Source organism: Dethiobacter alkaliphilus AHT 1, from assembly GCF_000174415.1.
Taxonomy (GTDB): domain Bacteria; phylum Bacillota; class Dethiobacteria; order Dethiobacterales; family Dethiobacteraceae; genus Dethiobacter; species Dethiobacter alkaliphilus.
Window position 1 is genome coordinate 1 of record NZ_ACJM01000028.1, and the last position, 19,547, is coordinate 19,547.

20 protein-coding genes and 2 rRNA genes are annotated in these 19,547 nt (G+C 45.7%); 13 read left to right on the forward strand and 9 right to left on the reverse strand.

What is annotated here, in order from left to right:
• From DEALDRAFT_RS15315 to DEALDRAFT_RS15325, 3 genes are all read left to right on the forward strand, one after another.
• A 23S ribosomal RNA gene (locus tag DEALDRAFT_RS15315) occupies nucleotides 1–517 on the forward strand; the annotation flags it as partial.
• 51 nt (nucleotides 518–568) lie between these two features.
• Nucleotides 569–685, forward strand: a 5S ribosomal RNA gene (gene rrf / locus DEALDRAFT_RS15320).
• A 310-nt stretch (nucleotides 686–995) separates the two neighbouring features.
• Nucleotides 996–1,805, forward strand: coding sequence for a DUF2889 domain-containing protein (locus tag DEALDRAFT_RS15325; protein ID WP_161598037.1), 810 nt, complete (start codon nucleotides 996–998; stop codon nucleotides 1,803–1,805).
• A 197-nt stretch (nucleotides 1,806–2,002) separates the two neighbouring features.
• Here DEALDRAFT_RS15325 and DEALDRAFT_RS15330 read toward each other — a convergent pair whose 3' ends face one another.
• Together DEALDRAFT_RS15330 and DEALDRAFT_RS15335 are read right to left on the reverse strand one after the other, a co-directional pair.
• On the reverse strand, nucleotides 2,003–2,524 hold the full coding sequence (locus DEALDRAFT_RS15330) for a DUF3231 family protein (RefSeq protein ID WP_008519190.1): 522 nt from the start codon (nucleotides 2,522–2,524) through the stop codon (nucleotides 2,003–2,005).
• 126 nt (nucleotides 2,525–2,650) lie between these two features.
• Nucleotides 2,651–2,854, reverse strand: coding sequence for a hypothetical protein (locus DEALDRAFT_RS15335; RefSeq protein ID WP_008519192.1), 204 nt, complete (start codon nucleotides 2,852–2,854; stop codon nucleotides 2,651–2,653).
• A 119-nt stretch (nucleotides 2,855–2,973) separates the two neighbouring features.
• On the opposite strand from DEALDRAFT_RS15335, the gene DEALDRAFT_RS15340 reads away from it, so the two are divergent.
• The gene (locus DEALDRAFT_RS15340; RefSeq protein ID WP_008519198.1) at nucleotides 2,974–3,666 is read left to right on the forward strand and encodes an aspartate/glutamate racemase family protein; all 693 of its coding nucleotides are present in this window, start codon (nucleotides 2,974–2,976) and stop codon (nucleotides 3,664–3,666) included.
• A 76-nt stretch (nucleotides 3,667–3,742) separates the two neighbouring features.
• Here the strand turns inward: DEALDRAFT_RS15340 and DEALDRAFT_RS15345 are convergent, their stop codons facing one another.
• The 4 genes from DEALDRAFT_RS15345 to DEALDRAFT_RS15360 are packed head-to-tail and all read right to left on the reverse strand — an operon-like array spanning nucleotide 3,743 to nucleotide 8,104.
• Nucleotides 3,743–4,966, reverse strand: coding sequence for an ABC transporter permease (locus tag DEALDRAFT_RS15345; protein ID WP_008519199.1), 1,224 nt, complete (start codon nucleotides 4,964–4,966; stop codon nucleotides 3,743–3,745).
• A gap of 3 nt (nucleotides 4,967–4,969) precedes the next feature.
• Nucleotides 4,970–6,178, reverse strand: a complete 1,209-nt coding sequence (locus DEALDRAFT_RS15350; protein ID WP_008519200.1) for an ABC transporter permease — start codon at nucleotides 6,176–6,178, stop codon at nucleotides 4,970–4,972.
• Nucleotides 6,175–6,882, reverse strand: coding sequence for an ABC transporter ATP-binding protein (locus DEALDRAFT_RS15355; protein ID WP_008519202.1), 708 nt, complete (start codon nucleotides 6,880–6,882; stop codon nucleotides 6,175–6,177). The genes DEALDRAFT_RS15350 and DEALDRAFT_RS15355 overlap by 4 nt, the downstream gene beginning before the upstream one ends.
• A gap of 13 nt (nucleotides 6,883–6,895) precedes the next feature.
• Nucleotides 6,896–8,104, reverse strand: a complete 1,209-nt coding sequence (locus DEALDRAFT_RS15360) for an efflux RND transporter periplasmic adaptor subunit (RefSeq protein WP_008519204.1) — start codon at nucleotides 8,102–8,104, stop codon at nucleotides 6,896–6,898.
• Nucleotides 8,105–8,266: 162 nt separating this feature from the next.
• Between DEALDRAFT_RS15360 and DEALDRAFT_RS15365 the strand changes: the two genes are divergently transcribed.
• Complete coding sequence (locus DEALDRAFT_RS15365; RefSeq protein ID WP_143753487.1) at nucleotides 8,267–8,569, forward strand: hypothetical protein; 303 nt, start codon at nucleotides 8,267–8,269, stop codon at nucleotides 8,567–8,569.
• Between the two features lie 49 nt (nucleotides 8,570–8,618).
• Here the strand turns inward: DEALDRAFT_RS15365 and DEALDRAFT_RS15370 are convergent, their stop codons facing one another.
• Nucleotides 8,619–9,062 carry a hypothetical protein gene (locus DEALDRAFT_RS15370; protein WP_008519206.1) on the reverse strand — a complete coding sequence of 148 codons (444 nt, stop codon included), beginning with the start codon at nucleotides 9,060–9,062 and terminating at the stop codon, nucleotides 8,619–8,621.
• A 200-nt stretch (nucleotides 9,063–9,262) separates the two neighbouring features.
• On the opposite strand from DEALDRAFT_RS15370, the gene DEALDRAFT_RS15375 reads away from it, so the two are divergent.
• The 8 genes from DEALDRAFT_RS15375 to DEALDRAFT_RS15405 all read left to right on the forward strand — a co-directional run bounded on the left by DEALDRAFT_RS15375 (nucleotide 9,263) and on the right by DEALDRAFT_RS15405 (nucleotide 18,193).
• Nucleotides 9,263–10,345, forward strand: a complete 1,083-nt coding sequence (locus DEALDRAFT_RS15375; protein ID WP_008519208.1) for a ketoacyl-ACP synthase III — start codon at nucleotides 9,263–9,265, stop codon at nucleotides 10,343–10,345.
• A 452-nt stretch (nucleotides 10,346–10,797) separates the two neighbouring features.
• A complete protein-coding gene (locus DEALDRAFT_RS15380) occupies nucleotides 10,798–11,478 on the forward strand; it encodes a response regulator transcription factor (RefSeq protein ID WP_008519211.1) in 681 nt (226 codons plus the stop codon).
• Nucleotide 11,479: 1 nt separating this feature from the next.
• Nucleotides 11,480–12,736 carry a sensor histidine kinase gene (locus DEALDRAFT_RS15385; protein WP_008519213.1) on the forward strand — a complete coding sequence of 419 codons (1,257 nt, stop codon included), beginning with the start codon at nucleotides 11,480–11,482 and terminating at the stop codon, nucleotides 12,734–12,736.
• Nucleotides 12,737–12,826: 90 nt separating this feature from the next.
• The gene (locus DEALDRAFT_RS15390) at nucleotides 12,827–13,510 is read left to right on the forward strand and encodes an ABC transporter ATP-binding protein (protein WP_008519214.1); all 684 of its coding nucleotides are present in this window, start codon (nucleotides 12,827–12,829) and stop codon (nucleotides 13,508–13,510) included.
• On the forward strand, nucleotides 13,507–16,074 hold the full coding sequence (locus DEALDRAFT_RS15395) for an ABC transporter permease (RefSeq protein WP_008519216.1): 2,568 nt from the start codon (nucleotides 13,507–13,509) through the stop codon (nucleotides 16,072–16,074). The genes DEALDRAFT_RS15390 and DEALDRAFT_RS15395 overlap by 4 nt, the downstream gene beginning before the upstream one ends.
• A 203-nt stretch (nucleotides 16,075–16,277) precedes the next feature.
• Nucleotides 16,278–16,892, forward strand: coding sequence for a class I SAM-dependent methyltransferase (locus DEALDRAFT_RS15400; protein ID WP_008519218.1), 615 nt, complete (start codon nucleotides 16,278–16,280; stop codon nucleotides 16,890–16,892).
• Nucleotides 16,893–16,992: 100 nt separating this feature from the next.
• Nucleotides 16,993–17,205 carry a universal stress protein gene (locus tag DEALDRAFT_RS17335; protein WP_276324460.1) on the forward strand — a complete coding sequence of 71 codons (213 nt, stop codon included), beginning with the start codon at nucleotides 16,993–16,995 and terminating at the stop codon, nucleotides 17,203–17,205.
• 16 nt (nucleotides 17,206–17,221) lie between these two features.
• Nucleotides 17,222–18,193, forward strand: coding sequence for an MBL fold metallo-hydrolase (locus DEALDRAFT_RS15405; protein ID WP_008519220.1), 972 nt, complete (start codon nucleotides 17,222–17,224; stop codon nucleotides 18,191–18,193).
• A gap of 20 nt (nucleotides 18,194–18,213) precedes the next feature.
• Here the strand turns inward: DEALDRAFT_RS15405 and DEALDRAFT_RS15410 are convergent, their stop codons facing one another.
• Nucleotides 18,214–19,131, reverse strand: coding sequence for a prenyltransferase (locus DEALDRAFT_RS15410; protein WP_008519223.1), 918 nt, complete (start codon nucleotides 19,129–19,131; stop codon nucleotides 18,214–18,216).
• A 223-nt stretch (nucleotides 19,132–19,354) separates the two neighbouring features.
• Nucleotides 19,355–19,547, reverse strand: a 193-nt coding sequence (locus tag DEALDRAFT_RS17175; RefSeq protein WP_206740448.1) for a hypothetical protein, incomplete at its 5' end; no start/stop codon positions are given.

Here is a 19,547-nt window from a genome sequence, read left to right on the forward strand (position 1 = left end):
TTAGTGATCCGGGCGGTGTGCGTGGCAGGGCCCGTCGCTCAACGGATAAAAGCTACCCCGGGGATAACAGGCTTATCTCCCCCAAGAGTCCACATCGACGGGGGAGGTTTGGCACCTCGATGTCGGCTCATCGCATCCTGGGGCTGTATTAGGTCCCAAGGGTTTGGCTGTTCGCCAATTAAAGCGGTACGTGAGCTGGGTTCAGAACGTCGTGAGACAGTTCGGTCCCTATCTGTCATGGGCGTAGGAAAATTGAAGAGAGCTGTCCCTAGTACGAGAGGACCGGGATGGACAGACCTCTGGTGTACCAGTTGTCCTGCCAAGGGCACTGCTGGGTAGCTATGTCTGGACGGGATAAGCGCTGAAAGCATCTAAGCGCGAAGCCCCCTCTAAGATAAGTTTTCCCGCTCGGTTAACGAGGTAAGACCCCAGAGAGATGATCTGGTTGATAGGCCGGAGGTGTAATGGCAGCAATGTCTTAAGCTGACCGGTACTAATAGGTCGAGGACTTAACCTTAAATTTGTGATAAACTCTTTAACATATCGCTGTTCAGTTTTGAGAGAACTTTCTGGTGGAAATAGCGGAGGGGTCACACCCGTTCCCATTCCGAACACGGACGTTAAGTCCTCCAGCGCCGATGGTACTTGGGACGCGAGTCCCTGGGAGAGTAGGTCTCTGCCAGAGCCTTATTTAAAGAAGAGCACGATCATAATCTGATCGCGCTCTTTTTTGTTGTCCTCTCCTGGGGGTCAGGTTTAATGTTTTTAATGTTCTGTATATAAATGGGAGTGTGCATCTGATGGATTTTTAAACACTGGTCAAATGTTTAATAACATTAAACCTGACCCCCAGTAACTATACTCGCTGTATTTACCTTGTTCGCTTTGCTCACCGGGTTAGGGCGCCACTTTCTTTTAAGGTTAGCAGGAACCATTTGATAAGTGAAGAAGTTGATTAGAATAAAAAAGAGGGTGGTGAGGGCATGAGGTGTAATTTGCAAAGAAACTTTCATACTACCGTTAAAAGGGATGTCAAAGGTACATTGATAGCAGAAACTTTTTATCATGAAAAAGGACGACAAGTTATTGCGAGGCTTATTATTAACGACAAATCCTTTGAAATCCTACAGGCCTTTTTAGAGGAGTTCCCACAGGTTGATAATGAATCAGTTAGGGTGCTAGATTCGCTCAAAGGTATCAAAGCATATCTTGGTAGTGGCTTAAGCTTAAGGAAAGCAGTAGATGAGCATGGAGATCCCCTTGTATTAGAGCTTTTCGCTGAAACAATCAGAGGAGTTATTCAGGCAGAGACATTCTTGCTGAAAGAGCGAGGCTATGAATCGCCTACAGAATATAGTGGCTATTGGGAAAAGATGTATAAAGGAACCTGTCGCTATTACAGTAACCTTGAGAGAGTTCAGCAGAGTTGGGATAACTATTCGGAAGTCGGATACCGAGATGGTTATTTATTTACACGCACTAAGAATTATTTTCTTTATGAAGAAGCGCCTGATTATTATCTCATTTGTGGCGGATTGTCCGACACTTTTCATGAAATGAATATAACATTGAAAGTAAAAAACGGATTTATAAAAGCTGCGGAAGGAATAATGCTCCGTGTTCCTGATGTTGTTTGCGGTGAAGCTACAATGCTATTGAACAATATAATTGATATGAAAGTTAATAAATGCTCTAAGAAGCAATTAGCTGATTTATTGGGTAAAGGCCAGGGATGCGTTCATTTAGTAGATGTTGTCTTTGATTCTATCAATACATTGGCGCAATACATAAAACCTAACGACTGATCGCTGAAAAAATATTTTACGTTGGCGCAGAACAATTATTATAATCTGCCTGATGCTTTACCAGCCTTAACGCTATTGGGGAATCGGCTGGGCATAGGTACTTTATATTTTTCCATCTGTTCTTAAAGGAGGGGACTGCGGGCGTTGTTGACCTGCAAGCAAATAAGGAGACCACAATACAGAAAATAAACCTGACTCTAGTCAGGTTTATAGGGAGGATAGACAGGTACCCATCCTTTCATTTTTCCATATTTGCAGCACTGCAGTAATATTTCTACTTCTTCTTTTACAAAGTTTGTGAACATACTCCGTAAAGAATCGTTGTTTATAATTGCCAAAAAGTTGCGTAAATTCTTTTCCACTGCCGCAGAACAGCCGCTGCGAATTTGCTCATAAATCATCTGATCATTTATTAGTGAACTGTCATTTACATTTACAGGAGCTTTAATGCTTTTGGGGGATCGGCTTGGCATAGGCACACTATGTTTTTCCATCTGTTCTTCAAGGAGAGTAACTTCCTTTTCCAAGTACTCTATTCCCATCTTAATCATTTTTTTCAGGTCACTGTCATTTGCGGCTTTGTAATATTGGTGTGTCTGCTCGATGCAATAATAGCGATAGTATAAATGTTGTACAAGTATACCAGCTTCAACAATATCTAATTGCGGCTGTTTTGCAGAATCTGCCTTGCCAAAATGAAAGTTCCCAACCTGTATCATAACGCACCTCTTTGTCAGATTCACTACATCAATAGTTTTTCCAGGCAAAGGCTTAATATGCTAAAAAGAAGAATTAGTACTATTAGACTATGGGCGCAAAGGGTTAAATTTTGAGGGCTGCAGATGTTATGAGCTAATGTTGGTGCCGCCAAAGAGAATGGCAGCGATAATCAACAGCCGAAAAGCCTGCCAAAATGTAATTACTTTCAGATTAAACACATCGGGCATTGTGATGTTCCATAACCATTGCAGCAGGGCCGTAACCAGAAAGATAACGAATAAGAACATAAAAATGACCATAAAAAATTCTGCTCCACCTATGCCAACCATATGAGTCACCCCTTTAATTGTTTTAGATATGTTTCGCCAACAGGAAATATATTCCTGCAAGTGGAATTATATTAGTGCAGGAGTTGTTACGATATTTAATTTTTTATGGGGGTTTTTAATTGAAAACAATCGGATTAATTGGCGGCATGAGTTGGGAGTCATCCCTTGAATATTACCGCATCATCAACGAAGGTGTTAAATCAAGATTGGGAGGACTGCATTCAGCTCAGTGTATCCTATACAGCGTCGAATTTGCAGAAATAGAGCTGTATATGAGAAAGGGTGAGTGGGAGAAAATTTCTCAGGCCCTGATCAAAGTTGCCGGCAAGCTGGAAAGTGCCGGGGCTGATTTCATTCTTTTGTGCACAAACACTATGCATAAATTTGCTGAGGAAATCCAGGGAGCAATTGATATTGAACTGCTACATATAGCGGAGGCTACAGCAGTTGAGGTGAATAGAGCTAATATTAAAAAGGTTGGTCTGCTGGGAACACGGCCTACTATGGAGCAGGATTTCTATACTAAAACACTTCAGCAAAATGGAATCCAGGTGGTTATACCAAGCCATACAGATAGGGAGATTACACATAATGTGATTTTTCAGGAATTATGCCTGGGGATAATAACACCTGAATCAAAGAATGAGTATAAGAAAATAATTAATGGCTTAATCAAGCAGGGCGCAGAGGGGATTATTCTGGGGTGTACAGAGATTCCGCTGCTTATAAAGCCGGAAGATTCTCCGGTTCCTTTGTTTGATACTACATATATTCATGCCATGCAGGCAGTAAACAAAGCGCTGGCCAACTAATGAAAAGAGCACTGATAATCAACTATCAGTGCTCTTTGGGTATCAATAATGTTAAATTGTGAAAGCTGCTTTCAGGTTAGGAGCGCAGTGCTGTGGAGGGGTTGATACGGGTGGCATGGTATGCCGGGTAAAGGCCGCCAAATATGCTGGCCGCTAAACTGATGGCAAAGGAGAGGAGTATGGCCTGCCAGGACAAAAGGGCGGGCATGGTAAAGACGGCGGCAAAGAAGAAAGATGCAGCCAAGCCAAGAGCAATTCCGGCAATGCCGGCGGCAGTACCCATAATCATTGCTTCTGTAAGAAACATGACTGCTATTTTACTCTTGGGGGCTCCCAAGGCACGATGCAGACCAATTTCCCAGGTGCGTTCCCGCAGGTTAATAAGTTGAACAGCGGTGATGCCCAAGCTGCCGGCAAGGAGGATGACAATTGCCAGGATAGTGACCAAGTCTGACATGGTACCCAGGATATCGGTTTGGGCTGATAGCAGTTCGGTCTGATTCATTACGGAAAAGTCATTGGCTTCACCTTCGTTTATCTGGTGTGTAGCCCTTAAAGAGGTGGTTATTTGCTCTTCCATGGCAGGAATGATGTTAATGTTTTCTGCCTGTAAAAATAGATGTGTTAGATGATTTTCCGCAGTTAAGCGTCTTTGTGCCACGGTCAGGGGAACAATGATTAAGTCATCCAAGTCTTCTCCGGCGGCATCCAGTCCTTTTGCCTCCAGGATACCGATAACCTCAAAAAAGGTGTTATCAATACGAATGGTCTCTCCCGGTGCGGCCCCTGGGCCAAATAGCTGTTCTGCCACTGTATTTCCCAGCAGAACTACGCGTTGGCCGGCCTGATCTTCTTCACCGGAAAAGAAACGTCCGGCCGCCAATTCCAGATTGCGCACAGAAAAGAAGTTTTCTGTAGTGGCATACATGGTGGTCTTTACAGTTTGGCCTGCATCCCTGATATCTATGGTAGCCTGGAAAACCGGGGCCGCTGAGGCCAGGCCGGTAACATTTTGGGAAATGGCACTTAAGCTATCTGCTGTAAGGGTTTTTGCCACAGAGCCTTGTGAAGATTGGTTCCGACCACCGCCGCCTGAGGTTCTTGCTGCTTCAACGATGAGAACATTTGTGCCTAGTTTTTCCAATTCCTCCGCCAATGATAGCTCCGTACTTCTCCCCAGAGAGACCAATGTGGTGACGGCCAGAATACCAATGAGGATTCCCAGTGCTGCCAGAAGGCAGCGTTTTTTGTTGGCCGCCATAGACCGTAAGATAAACTGATACAATGACAAACTGTTCATTGTTTACCCTTTCGCCCGCAACGATACTACCGGGTCTAACCGGGCTGCGCGGTTTGCAGGACGTACCCCGGCAAGGAGGCCAATAATCAGGGAGAACATTATTCCTGCAGCGGGGGCATGCCAGGTAAAGAGAGTATTAACATCAATTCGCCCGGCAAGTATGTTGGTGGAAACAACTCCCAGAAGCACTCCGATACCACCGGCTATCACTGCCAGAACAAAGAGCTCCATCATAATTTGGGTGAGGATATCATGGTTGCGTGCGCCAAGGGCTTTGCGCAGCCCGATTTCAGCAGTTCGTGCCGTAACGGTTAAGTTTGTCAGGTTCATCATGATGATGCCCCCAACCAACAGGCTTATTGCAGCAATCAAGGTTAGATACGAAGTCAGCCTGCCTGCCGTTTCCTGCCTGGTTCCGGTGGTTAATGTGGGGATGCGCACATAAAACTCATGACCCAAATAAGTTGCCTCCAGAAAAGACATGGTTTGCTCAGATATGGCTTCCAGCCTGTCAATGTCATTTACCTGGACAGTAACGGTGGAATAGCCGTCAGGTTGAAAAAGCCTTTGAAAAACAGGTTCCGGTACCAGGACCACTTCATCTGCATTGCGGCCACTGCCGGTGGCACCTCTTGACTCAAGTACACCTATAACTTCAAGTTGCAGGGAGTCAACGTGTATGGTCATGCCCAGTATATTTCCGTCAGAGGCTAGCTGATTGGCTACAGCCTGGCCCACAATAGCCGCCCGTGTCCCTTCGGTAATATCATATTCGCTAAACAGGACACCGCTGGTTACATTCCAGGGCCTTACATCCTGAAAGCCCGCCGTGACCCCCTGAACAGAGACGTTTTCCAGGTAATTTAGCTCACCTGTTATGGTGGTACGTGAATTGAGGGTGGGGATAATAGCATTGATGCCGTTAATCTCCTGTTGTAAGGAGAAGAGATCCTGTGCGGTAAGTGTTATATTCTCCGTTTCTGAATGCTGCCCGCCTCCGCCCTGACCCCAGGGAAAAGTGCGTAAGGTGAATGTATCTGTGGCACCTACCCGGTCAACCCGTTCCAGGATACTGGCTTTTGTGCCTTGCCCCAGGGCAATGACGATGGTCAGCACAGAGATGCCAAGAATAATGCCGATGGCCATTAAGGCTGTGGTAAGTTTGTTTGACCAAAGCTGGCGTGCCGCTTCTTTTATGAATTTGGACTTCATAGGACCACCACCCCCGGAATATTCTTTTTGTTGTTGGCTGCCGAGGATTCAATTATACCGTCTGCCATGGTTATGGTGTAGTTGCAGTACGAAGCTATTTGGGCATCGTGGGTAATGACAATAACTGTTTTGCCCTCCTGATTTAGTTGGGTCAATAATGCCATAACTCCCTGTCCCGAAGCACTGTCCAGTGCTCCTGTGGGTTCGTCTGCCAGGATAACTGCCGGATCATTTACCAGTGCCCGGGCAATGGCCACCCGTTGCTGTTGTCCTCCGGAAAGTTCACCGGGCAGGTGATGCATCCGGTCTTCCAGACCTACTCGTTTTAGCATTGTTTTAGCCTGTTGCTCCGGATGCTCAGGCAGGTCATTGCTGTATAGAAAGGGAAGCATGACGTTTTCCAGCGCATTGAAACGGGGCAACAAGTGAAAAGACTGAAATACGAAACCAAATTGCTGATTACGAAGTTTGGCCAACTCATCATCTTTTAGAGTTCCTGTTGAAATGCCATTTACTTTATAGTTGCCGGAAGTTGGGCGGTCGAGGCAGCCGAGAATATTTAGCATTGTTGATTTTCCCGACCCGGAAGGGCCCACAATTGCCACAAATCCCCCATCTGCAATCTCCAATGATATGTTGTTAAGCGCAGTTACAGAATTACTGCCGGAAGAATACACCTTGGAAATTTCGTCTAACTGTAACATTCTTTTCGCCTCCTTATGGCCTGTTTTCATCTGCCGTGTTGATAACTACTTTTTCACCGGCTTTGAGGCCGGATACTATCTCCACATAACCGTCAGACCTTTTGCCGGTCTGGACTTCCGTTTCATATATCTCGTCGTCTTGAAGGACATAAACCATTTGTTTGCTACCGGATTGACTAATGGCCTGTGAAGGCACAGTAAGAGTTTCCTGCGGCTCTTCCAGGTAAATGGTAACTACAGCTGTCATGTCCGGATAAAAGCCTGCAGCAACATGTTCCAGGGAAATAATCACAGGGTAATTAATGATTCCACTTTCATTTTTCGCCAGGGGAGAAATGGAGCCCACTGTTCCTTCCAGTGTTTCAGTGTCCAGGGAATCAAGGGTAATGGCGGCTTGCTGTCCTTTTTCGATGGCAATGATGTCTGTTTCATCAATCAACGCTTCCACAATAAGACGATTTAAATCAATAAGTTTGATAAGATTGCTGTTACCACTTACAACTGCACCCGGATAGATATGTAATTCCGCTACAACCCCATCAATGGGTGCAGTTATTGTGCCTTGCTCTGCCAGTGCCCTGGCTTCCTGCAAATCGTTTGCGGCTTGCTCCACCCTGGCTTCTGCTTGCGCAATATCATTTTGAGTGTATTTGTTCTTAGTCAGGGAATATTGTTGTTGGGCCAGCCGATACTGGGCATCGGCATTATCTACTTCTCTTTGAGCATTGTCTAATTGCCCAGAGGGAGTTTCTTCATCATCTTTTAGCACAGACAATGTTTCTTCAGCTTCCTTAAGTTTGTTCTCAGCCTGCTCCAGGTTGATGCGGGCACGCGCAACCTCCTCTTCCCGGGGACCGCTGGTAACCTGTTCAAGCTGCAGCTTGGCCATTTGCAGGGCCAGCTCCGCTTTCTTGATGCGCTGTTGCGCACCGTCTATTGTAATAACAGCCAGGGTGTCACCGGCTTTGACCGCAGCGCCTTGTTCCACAAGCACCTCCTCCACTACTCCGGCACCGGGAGTATCAATCTGGACCATGGCACCCAGCTCGGGTTTTAGTGTGCCTACAGCTAACATGCTGCTGCCAAACACTCTTTTCTGGGCCGATGCGGTGCGAATTTCCTCGGCGGACTGGGCATCTGTTTCAGTGCTTTGACTAAGGGCAAATACCAGTATGACCAATGTCAAGATGCCGGCCAGGACATAAATCGTTTTTTTCTTCATCCTGCTTAAACCTCCTTAATTATGCTTGAGCTATTATATCCTAGTAATATGGAGGAGATATGGAGAAGGGGAGGTAGATTGTGGAGAAGTAGTGGAGAGGTACCTTTATTTCCAAAATCCCATAAATTATATAAACACAATTATGGGAAGGGTTGAATACATTTGATTCCGATTCATTATATTGGGTGGATGATTATTCTTTTGGCGCTGCTCCGGCTGTTTAATCAAGCGGCTCTTACTCTGCGTTGGAAGTTTGCTTTTTCAATGTTTACCCTGCTGTACTCTTTAGGGAAATTGTCGGCAATCTATATTTCCGGGAATACGGCGGATTTTCTTTACATGCTTAGTGCAGCAACGATCTTAATCCCTTTTCTCAGGATTAATTACAGTTTTTTAGGCAATGTGGAGAAAATAAGCGAGTCTTCCCTGCTGCTAAGTATCGGTATCATTGTTTTGCTGTCTTGAGGTCAGACATGAAAACACCCCGGATCTCCGGGGTGTTTTCATAAGAACGCTATTTTATTTCTGCGTACTGTTGGAGTAAGGCTCCAACAATGGCACCTGCTACAGATAATACGCTTAGAGCAACTATATTGGTAAGAGGATCGGCGCGGACTTGGGGGGCAATGTTTAACAGTGGCATGAACAAGCCCATGGTGATAAAAGAAAAGGCATTTATGCCCACGATCCCTTTAAGGATGGCGTAGTCTTTACCCGTCCAGTGGAGAAGCAGCAAGATTATGGCCGCTGATGCTATGCCTAGTCCACCCGTTCCCACTAAGCCAATGATAATCCCCAGGGTTGTTTGAGCTAATTCCGGCTCCAAAAAGACATTGGCGGAAATCAGCCAGGGAGCCAGTACGTTTACCCCCATAACCTGCAGCGCATAGATCAAAGCATTAATAATAACTGTCCCGATAATGCCGAAAACCGTAATCTGCACAACAGAATCTTTCATGATTATTCACCTCTTCGGGAAATTTCTTAGCTTAAGATTATTTTCAGCATTTGCCAGGAATCATCTTTATATACTTTTTAGCAGCAGGCAGATAGTTTTTTTATTTTATCAGCGTATTTTGTAGGTTTAATGCCGTATCGTGCCGAATATTTGTAGAGCAATTAAAATTCAAAAGAGAGCTTCTTTGATCTGGAGGTAAAATGAAAAACGCAACCATTACCGGGTGGGGCAAATGCATGCCCCCTGCTGTTTTAACCAACGATGATATTTCTACGTTTCTTGATACCAATGATGAGTGGATTGTTACCCGTACAGGGATGAAAGAACGTCGCATTTCCCATGTGCCAATCAGTGAACTGGCCCATGTGGCTTCGGTACGGGCGTTGGCCGCTGCGGGAGTAGACGCCTCGGATGTAGACTTGATTATTTTTGGCAGTTGTACGCCGGATGAAATAGTACCCAATTCGGCATCGCTGGTTCAGCGGTTACTGGGAATAGAAAAGGCAGCGGCATTTGATATTAATACCGCCTGTACCAGCGGTATGTATGCCCTTTCTCTGGCTTCGTCCCTGATTAGGACCGGGACTGCCCGCACAGCCTTGGTAATCGGGGCAGAGGTGATCTCCAATGTGCAGGACTGGACAGATCGTAATGTGGCGGTGTTGTTTGGTGACGGAGCAGCTGCTTTTGTCCTGCAGGAGACAGAGGAGGAAGAGGGGGTGCTGGCAGACAAACTGGGGTGCCTGGCAGAATCCCGTGATATTTTGCGGGCACACGGTATGGGTACGCGCTATATTGATGGCCAGACTATCCTGGGCACTGTTTGGTGGAACTTCCAGGGACAGGAGATTTTCAAGAAGGCTGTCTTGGGCATGTGTGAAGCTTCTGCGCAAGCTTTAGAGAAAGCGGGCCTGTCCACTGACCAGATTGATCTGGTGGTGCCGCATCAGGCCAACCTGCGTATTATTGATGCGGTGGCCAAAAGATTCGGAGTTCCTGCGGAGAAGGTTTTTATTAATATTCATAAGTACGGTAACATGTCTTCCGCCACTACTCCCGTAGCTCTTGTGGAAGCCATTGAAGAAGGGTATGTGAAGCCGGGGATGAACATACTGCTTCCTGCCTTTGGTGCAGGCCTTACCTATAGTGCCCATATTATCCGCTGGGGTGAGCGGGTTGAGCCCGTGGGCTCTGCTGAGATCGAACTGCCGCCGTGTGAAAAAACAGGACTGGAGCTGGTCAGAGAAATGATGCAACGCCCCCGTGCAGGAGGTCCATTCTAATAAAGTTAAGGATGTGCTTTGGATGGGATGCATTCTTTGGGCAGTGTTATTTGTTCTTTGTTGGCCACTGGCATTATTTTTTCTGGTATTATATCCAATAGCTTGGTTGATACTGCTGCCTTTTAGGTTGCTGGGTTTCACAGTTAGGTTTATTTTGGATTTTATCTGGGCTGTTGTGACATTACCGCTTCGCCTGCTTAAAAGATTCTGAGCGTCAAAGTGTGAGATTCCTTTGGATCTCACACTTTTTCTTGCACCGGTAGGAAATTATAACGCTTCGCAGTTTGCGAAGCTGCTAAGGAAACCGGTATCAAAGGCACGCGTTGAGGGAACTGAATAAGCGTGCCTTTTTTAAACTAAAGGCAAATGGAAGCATAACGGTTAAAGTTGGCTAAAGGATTTGCCTGAAATAGTGCGAATAATAGTGTACAGATCGACAGGGAGATGATTTTTTGAGCTGCATTTTGCTTGTTGAAGATGATAAGACCATAGCCATGGGGATTGAGTATGCACTTACGCAGGAAGGGTTTACTGTGGAAGTGTGTCATTCCGCTGGTTATGCCAGGGAAAGATGGGGTAAAGGCGGTTTTAGTCTGGTGATATTAGATGTTTCGCTTCCCGATGGTAATGGGTTTGAGTTGTGCCGGGAGTTTGGGGGGCAAAGTGATACACCGGTAATTTTTCTCACCGCCTGTGATGAGGAGGTTAATGTGGTGATGGGCCTGGACATGGGGGCCGATGACTATATAACCAAGCCTTTTCGGGTGCGGGAACTGGTTTCTCGTATTAAAAGCGTTTTGCGCAGATACAACAAGTCTATGCCCAATAACGCAGAGATAAATTTGGGTAAGCTAATAATTAACACCGCGGAAGCCAAAGTCTACAAAGATGGTGAGGCTGTTTTGCTTACAGCCCTGGAATACAGGCTGCTTCTGACTTTGGCCAACAGCAAAGGCCTGACTCTCACCAGAAATCAGATTCTGGAAGGCCTGTGGGATGTGGCGGGAGATTTTGTTAACGACAATACCTTAACGGTTTATATTAAGCGTTTGCGGGAAAAGATTGAAGATGACCCGCAGCAACCCCAGATTATAAAGACTGTTCGCGGCCTGGGCTATAAGGTGGGTGAGTAGGTTGAGTATCTTGCGAAACCCGGAAGCCAAAAAGCTTTTCGCTGCATTTGCAGGATTATTTTTATTGTTTATCTTGCTTGCCGGGGTATTTAGCCTGGTTACCTCCCGGCAATTCCAAAGCACTGCAGAGCAGACTCATGCGGCTGTCGTGGGTGCTGTTATTGCAGAATATCCGGATGCAGAGCAGGAAGTTGTCCGGCAAATTTTAAATGCAGATGAAGAAGCTGTGTCACAAGGACAGGAGATCTTATCCAGGTACGGTATTTATACCGATGATATTGGGGTCAATACAGGGCTGTTGCAGAGTAATTTCCGGGTTACTCTGTTGTTATTTCTGCTGTTTTCTGTATTGATCAGCGGAGCTTTTATTGTGCCGGTAAGCAAATTCCTAAACAGGCAGTACGGAGAAATTCAGGAAGTTACCCGTTATGCGCAAAAGATAGAAAGCGGTGATTATTCGCTGGATATACGCGATAACAGTGAGGGCGATTTAAGTATCCTGAAAAATGAAATCTATAAAATCACCACAACCCTGAAGTCGCAGGCCGCCCTTTTGCAGCAGGAAAAAATAGCACTGGCCGATTCCATGGCCGATATCTCTCATCAGCTAAAGACTCCCATGACATCCATGCTTGTTCTAAATGATATTTTGTCCCGGGAGATGCCGGAAACGGAGAAAAAGGAATTTCTGGCGAGAATGAAAGCCCAGCTAAGCAGGCTTGAATGGTTGGTTACTTCGCTTTTGAAGCTGGCCAAGTTCGATGCCGGAACCGTTGTGATGAAAAAGGAACAAGTATTGGTGGGCCAACTGGTGGAGAAGGCGGTGGCCGCCATGGAGATTCCCCTGGATATTAAAATGCAGCAGGTGCAAATAAGTGGGGCCTCTGATGTTAGTTTTATAGGTGACTTGAACTGGTCCTGCGAGGCACTGATTAATATCCTGAAGAACTGCATTGAGCATACACCGGAAAGAGGCCGGATTAATATTTCTTTTTCAGAGAACCCACTTTTTACCGAGATTACAATTACAGATAGCGGCGTTGGTATTGCTAAAGAAGATCTGCCGTATCTTTTTAATCGCTTTTATAAGGGAAAAAACGCCGGCGATGACAGCGTGGGCATCGGCCTGGCCATGGCTCACACCATAGTGAGCCGGCAGGGCGGAGATATTGCCGTGCAGAGTGAAGCGGGCAGCGGCGCCCAATTTACCATTAAGCTTTATAAAGATACGGCAACCCAGCGGGCAGATTTAGCTTAACAAAAGTGACCAAATTGTCACCTAAACAGTCACGGTAAAGTCACTTTGGGCAGTTATGATAGAAGCATCAAAGTTAAGGAGATTGATGACATGGAAATACTCAGAGTTGAAAACCTGTCCAAAGTTTACGGCAAGGGAGCAACACAGGTAAAAGCGCTTGATGATGTATCTTTTCAGGTTAACCGGGGAGAATTTGTGGCCATTATCGGAGCCTCCGGTTCGGGAAAATCCACCCTGCTGCACATTCTCGGCGGTGTGGATGTGCCCACCTCAGGCAAGGTTTTTATTGAGGATACGGATATTTATAAACTAAACGAGACCAACCGGGCCATTTTCAGGAGAAGACAGGTGGGGCTTATCTATCAGTTTTATAACCTGATTCCCATTTTAAACGTGGAGGAAAATATCACCCTGCCGCTTTCATTGGATGAGCAAAAGCTGGATAAAAACTATCTGGCGGAAATTATTGAAACATTGGGGCTTCAAAAGCGCACCGGGCATTTGCCCAATCAGCTCTCCGGGGGACAGCAGCAAAGAGTATCCATTGGCCGCGCCTTAATTAACAAGCCGGCACTGGTTTTGGCTGATGAACCCACCGGTAACCTGGACAGTAAAAATTCCAGAGAAATAATTGATTTACTGAAGCTGTCCAATAAACGCTACAACCAAACCATGATTATGATTACCCATGACAATCAAATCGCCCTGCAGGCCGACAGGATAATCACCTTAGAAGATGGCCGCATCCTCAAAGATGAGGTGATCCGGTCATGAGCATTTTAAAGCATTTAACCTTGCGTATGTTGAAGCTGAACAAAAAACGTACCTTGGTGACCATTGTCGGTATTATCCTTTCCGCGGCCATGATTACCGGAGTCAGCTCCATTACCGCCAGTTTTCAGGACTATTTCATGCAAAGAGCCATTGAAACCGACGGGAATTACCATGCTTCCTTTTATGATGTGGAGACTGACAATATCAGATATATCGCAGACAACCCGTTTGCCAAGGAAACAATGCTTAGTCGGAACAGAGGGTTTGCGGCTTTTGATGAAGCAACAAATGAGTTAAAACCTTATCTGTTTATTAAAGAGTACGATGCGGTGGCCATGGAGCACATGCCCATTCACCTTGCGGAGGGCCGTTTCCCCCAAAGTCACGGAGAAATGGTTATTACAGAAGATGTGCAGGCCATTGGCGGCAGCAGGTATGATATCGGCCAGTCCGTAACCTTGGAGATAGGCGACAGAGTTGATCAGGGTATTGTTTTAACAGGCGAGTGGTTTCAGGAAACGGAAACACTGCAGACACAAGCAACCGCAACTTATACAATTACCGGAATTATCAGCAGGCCCGACTTCGAGAGCGGCAGCAGCCCCGGCTATACGGTGGTCACCTACTTAGATGCGGAGAAGCTGCAATCAAGCGAGAGGATAAACGTCTCCATTCTTGGTCAAAATCCAAGAAACATCTTTGAAAAGGTGCCTGAAATTGCGGACAATGCAGAAGTAGAATCGTATTCATATAATAATAATCTTTTAAGGGAGATGGGTGTCTCACAGAACAACAACCTGGATAATTTCCTGTATTCAATTACACTCATCATCATCCTTTTAATCTCCGTGGGATCCATCACTGTTATCTATAATGCCTTTGCCATCTCCGTTAGTGAACGCAAGAAGCAGTTTGGTATGCTGGCCAGTGTGGGGGCCACGCCTGGGCAGATAAGAAGAAGTGTCTTTTTCGAAGGGCTGATTCTGGGAGGTATTGGTATTCCCATTGGTATACTCTCAGGCCTGGGCGGAATCGGTGTCACTCTGGGTATAGTGAACCGGCTGTTAATTGAGCCCATGTTTATGGGTAATGCGGTGCTGCGGCTGGTGGTGTCCCCAGCAGTAATTTTAATCACCATCTTCTTTGTAGCCACCATTATTTTTCTGTCCGCTTTTATTCCTGCTAAATTAGCAGCGAGAATTTCTCCCATTGATGCAATTCGCTTGAACACAGATATCAATATTAAAGGAAAAGCGCTAAAGACCTCCAGGCTGTCACGCTATCTGTTTGGTATTGAGGGAGAGTTGGCGCTGAAGAACCTGAAACGAAACCGGAAAAGATACCGGGCCACAGTTTTTTCCCTGGTAATTAGCATTATCCTGTTTGTGACCATTTCATCTTTTATGCAGTACGGCTTTGTTAGCACCAATATGTATTACGGCGAGCTGCCTTATAATGTGACGGTAAGAGATCACAGAAATGCTGACGTACAGCAGGCCTTTTATAATCAGGTTGCGGCCATGGAGGGCGTGGAGCGGTACTCGGTTGTGAGAACAATATGGGCCGTTGCCGATAATCTTGACCGTTCCCAGTTTAGTTCCTATGCCCAGGAAAATCTGATTGAGTTCCTGGTTAATGAAGGAGGGAACTACTACTACGACTTTAACATTCTGGCGCTGGGGGAAAAAGAATTTGCGGCCTATGTGGCTGAAATAGGAGTTGAATCCGCAAAGTTACAGGATACAGAGAACCCCCGCGGGATTTTGCTTAATAAGGGAGTTGCCAATGACGGCAGAGTCCAGGAGATAGAGCTTTTAAGCCTGCGGTCAGGCGACAAAGTTTCATTGGCTGACGGATATTCGTTTTGGGACAGCAATGAAGCAAAGATGAAAATAGAGATTGGAGCAGTCACAGATATTCGGCCCTTTGGTATCAATAACCTGGGTGTCTCCATGGTCAATCTGATTGTTGCCGATGAAGTTTTTGATAAGCTGCTGGAATCAGTGCCGGAAGAAAGCCCTGTAAGCGGACAGTTGTTTATCCAGGCGGAAGACAGTGCCGGCCTTGTTGACGGTATAAACGAATTGGCCCGGCAAAGCGGCAATAATTCCCTGGCTGTCAGCGATATCTCCGCTCAGCAGGAAGAGTTAAACAACACCCGAACAGTCTTTGCCATCTTCCTATATGGCTTCCTTACCCTGATTACCTTAATCGGTGTAACCAACATCTTTAACACCATTAGCACCAATGTGGCGCTGCGCCGCCGGGAATTTGCCATGCTAAAGTCTGTAGGACTCACACCCAAAGGATTTAACCGCATGATAAACTACGAAAGCATTTTCTATGGTCTAAAAGCTTTAATGTATGGACTACCCATCAGCATCGCCATCAGCGTGCTGATATACAACTCCTTTAGTAACATGTTCGGTTTTGCCTTTGTCCTGCCCTGGCGTGAAATTGCCTACTGCATCATCGGCGTCTTCATCATCGTCTTCTTAACCATGATGCATGCCAGCCTCAAACTAAAATCCGAAAACATCATCGATGCCCTCAAAGCCGAGTAGGGGTCAGGTCCGACATCCCCACATTTCTCAACCTTTCGTTGCAAGACGTTAATTATAGGAGCATATCAGAAAGCACCATTGCGTGCTTTCTTTTTTTAATCAAACATGAAGATTTTATGGCGATGGTTTCCAGGCAGATTAGTAAATGCTATAATGTTAGATATGTTATCTTAGGCACATATGAAGTTATGGAGGCGCTTGCTTTGACTGAAAAATGCGTGCAAACTGAAAAGATACGTGACCGGTATAACCGCACTGCTGCTTATTATGATTATATGGACAAAATGATTAGCCCTGCACTGCGTAGGAAGGCTCTGGCCCATGCCAAAGGGCATGTGCTGGAAGTTGGGGTAGGCACAGGTGCTAACCTGCAATATTATCCGGCGGAATGCAAAGTGACCGCCATTGATTTTAGCCCTGGGATGTTAAAGCGTGCCCACACCAAGTTAGAGCAGGCCAAGGCTTCAGTGGAACTGGTGGAAATGGATGCGCAGAACATGGACTTTGCTGATAACACCTTCGATACGGTGGTGTCAACCTGTGTGTTTTGCTCCGTACCGGACCCGGTTAAAGGCCTGCAGGAAGTGCGCCGGGTTTGTAAAAAAGAAGGGCAGATAATCTTATTGGAACATGTGCGTAGTGATAATCCGTTGGTGGGTAAGCTGATGGATATATTAAACCCGGTCTCTCTTCAGCTAGTAGGTTCAAACATTAACCGTCGCACACTGGAAAACATAGATCTGGCCGGGATCACCCCGGAAAGAATTGAGGATTATCATGGGAAAATCGTCAAACTGATTATCGCCAAGCCTGATTAATAAGGCAGCAGCTGCCTGTGATATTTTAACTCAATCCTTTGAAAAGCCGGATGTACCCGGTAACTGGAAGCTTAATATCGCCCCTACGCAGGAAGAAGGGATTTTACAGGAAGCAGAGAATGGGTATGACCTAATAGTGTTAGGCGCCTCGGTGGAGTGGGGAATTAAAGAGTACATCACCGGCATGGTAACAGACCGGGTCGCGGAGCAGGCAAATACTTCAGTGCTGATTGTCCGCGGGTATAATCCCTCACTGCAGAACAGAAGATTGAGAACGGTGCTGAGCAATCTTAAAGAAGCACTGAATTATTAAAAAGGAGTGGTTCCCATTGATTCAGGAAGTCTATCCCGGAATACATAAAATTGATGTACCTATCCCCAAAAACCCTTTAAAATCGCTAAATTGCTATATAATACAAAGTGGTGGTCGGCATCTGATGATTGACACCGGTTTTAATCGAGAGGAATGTTTGCAGGTATTAAAAGAGGCGATACATAAGCTGAATGTGGATTTGAAAAAAACGGACATTCTTATTACACACATGCATGCAGACCACTCCGGCCTGGTGGCTGATTTAGTAGCCGAAGGAGCAACAGCCTATTGCAGCGCCGAAGATGCGGACACCATCAATGCCGATGCTACCCACTGGGAAGCCATGCGTATTTTTACCATGACCGGCGGCTTTCCGCCGGAAGTGTTTCAAAACGCCATTGAAAAACACCCTGGATACAAATACCGGTCAACGGTAAAAGTGGATTTTACCATTGTGGATGACGGAGATCAGTTTCCCTTTGGTGATTTTCAGTTTACCTGCATAAAAACACCGGGCCATACCCGGGGACACATGTGTCTTTATGAGCAGGATAAAAAAATCTTTATTTCCGGAGACCATATTCTGCAGGATATCACGCCGAATATCTCACTCTGGTCGGATAAGTATGACCCACTTCATGATTACCTGCAAAGCTTAGACAGAGTCAATCAGTTGGAAATTTCCCTGGTGCTTCCCGGCCACCGCTCCCTCATTAAAGACTGTGGCGGCAGGATAAAAGAGCTTAAAGAACATCATGAAACAAGAGCACAGGAAGTAATTGATATTTTGAAAAGCGGTGCCAAAAGCGCCTACGAAGTTGCTGCAGAGATGACCTGGGATATGACATACGACTCTTTTGAAGAGTTCCCGGTAGCCCAGAAATGGTTTGCCACCGGTGAGGCCTTGGCCCACCTAAAATACCTGGAGGGTAGGGGCAGATTAACCCGGGAAAAGAATGATAATATCATTTATTATAAGATTGTATAAATAAAAGGCGCCGACATTTGTCAGCGCCTTTGCAGTATTGCTGAAACCATCATGGTAAACCCGGTAAGCTGGTATACGTTAATTGTGCCTATATTTGCACCTATTAAGTTGGGGATGTCATCGTAGCATTGTTTGGCAACCTTAACAGCCTTTAAAACGAACGGAAGACTAATAAAAGACAATAACCAAAACGGATTTCTTGTCCAGATAAGTAGCAGTATTATGGACCCATAGGATAAAAGGAATAATCCTGAGTATACCTTCAATCCTCTGGTCTTACCTAAACGGACCACCCAGTTCCGTTTATTGCACAATTTGTCCGCTTCATAATCAGGGAATTGATTTATAAAGAGGATATTGGTTACCAAAAAACCTATGGGCAGCGAAACCAAAAGTGCTTCCACTGTAATAAAGTTTGCCTGTATTGCAAAGGCTCCGCTGACAATCAGCGGGCCAAACGCCAGTCCAACGGACAACTCACCTAAACCTCGGTATGACAACATGAAGGGAGGCAGGCTATAAGCTGCTGCCAGAAACAAGCCGCCAAGCCCAATCCAAAATATTAAGGGCTCCCGAAGCAGGGCGATGTAAATACCAAACACGCCGCCGAAGCCTAACATAATAACAGCAATCATTGTTACCTGAAATACACTGACATTTCCGTTTACAAGTGCGCGGTTCCTTCCGCCACTAAAAGGAGTTCTGTTGCGGGGAGCAACAACCAAGTCCACACCGGTGGCATAATCCATCAAATCATTTGCGGCATTCTTGCCAATTTCAATAAAGTACAACCCAATAAGGCCCACAATAAACCAGTACAAATCAAACCGACCTGTGGTTCCATAAGCTAAAGCAGTACCCACAAGCATGGGAATAGTGGAGCAAATCCAAATCTGCGGATGGGCCACAAGCCAGAACCCCTGCCAAAGTCGTTTCACAGCATTCTTCCTTTCAGTTTTATTCATATTTTCTTAATTACTTTCTCCCGTTATACCTGCTATTATAGTAATACACTTTTTAGCAGGATCAATGCACTTAAGGATCCAGATGCCACTTTCCCCAGATATTAGCTCGTTGACAAGATGCAGATAAAGTGATAAGATAATTTCCGTGCCCAAAAAACGGGTCACCGGCGGTGAGGAAACGGAAAGTTACCAAAAACTACCGGTTGAAACAAAGCAGCAAACATGATAAGATAGTATCTGTTGCCGCAAAAATGGCACTACATACTTGCTTATCGAGCAAACGGAATAACGGCTGCGAGCCGGTATCTTCCAAAAAAAGGACTGTTGACATAACACCTTGGACATGGTAAGATAAAATTCCGTGCTGCGAGAGCGGCAAGGATGTAAAA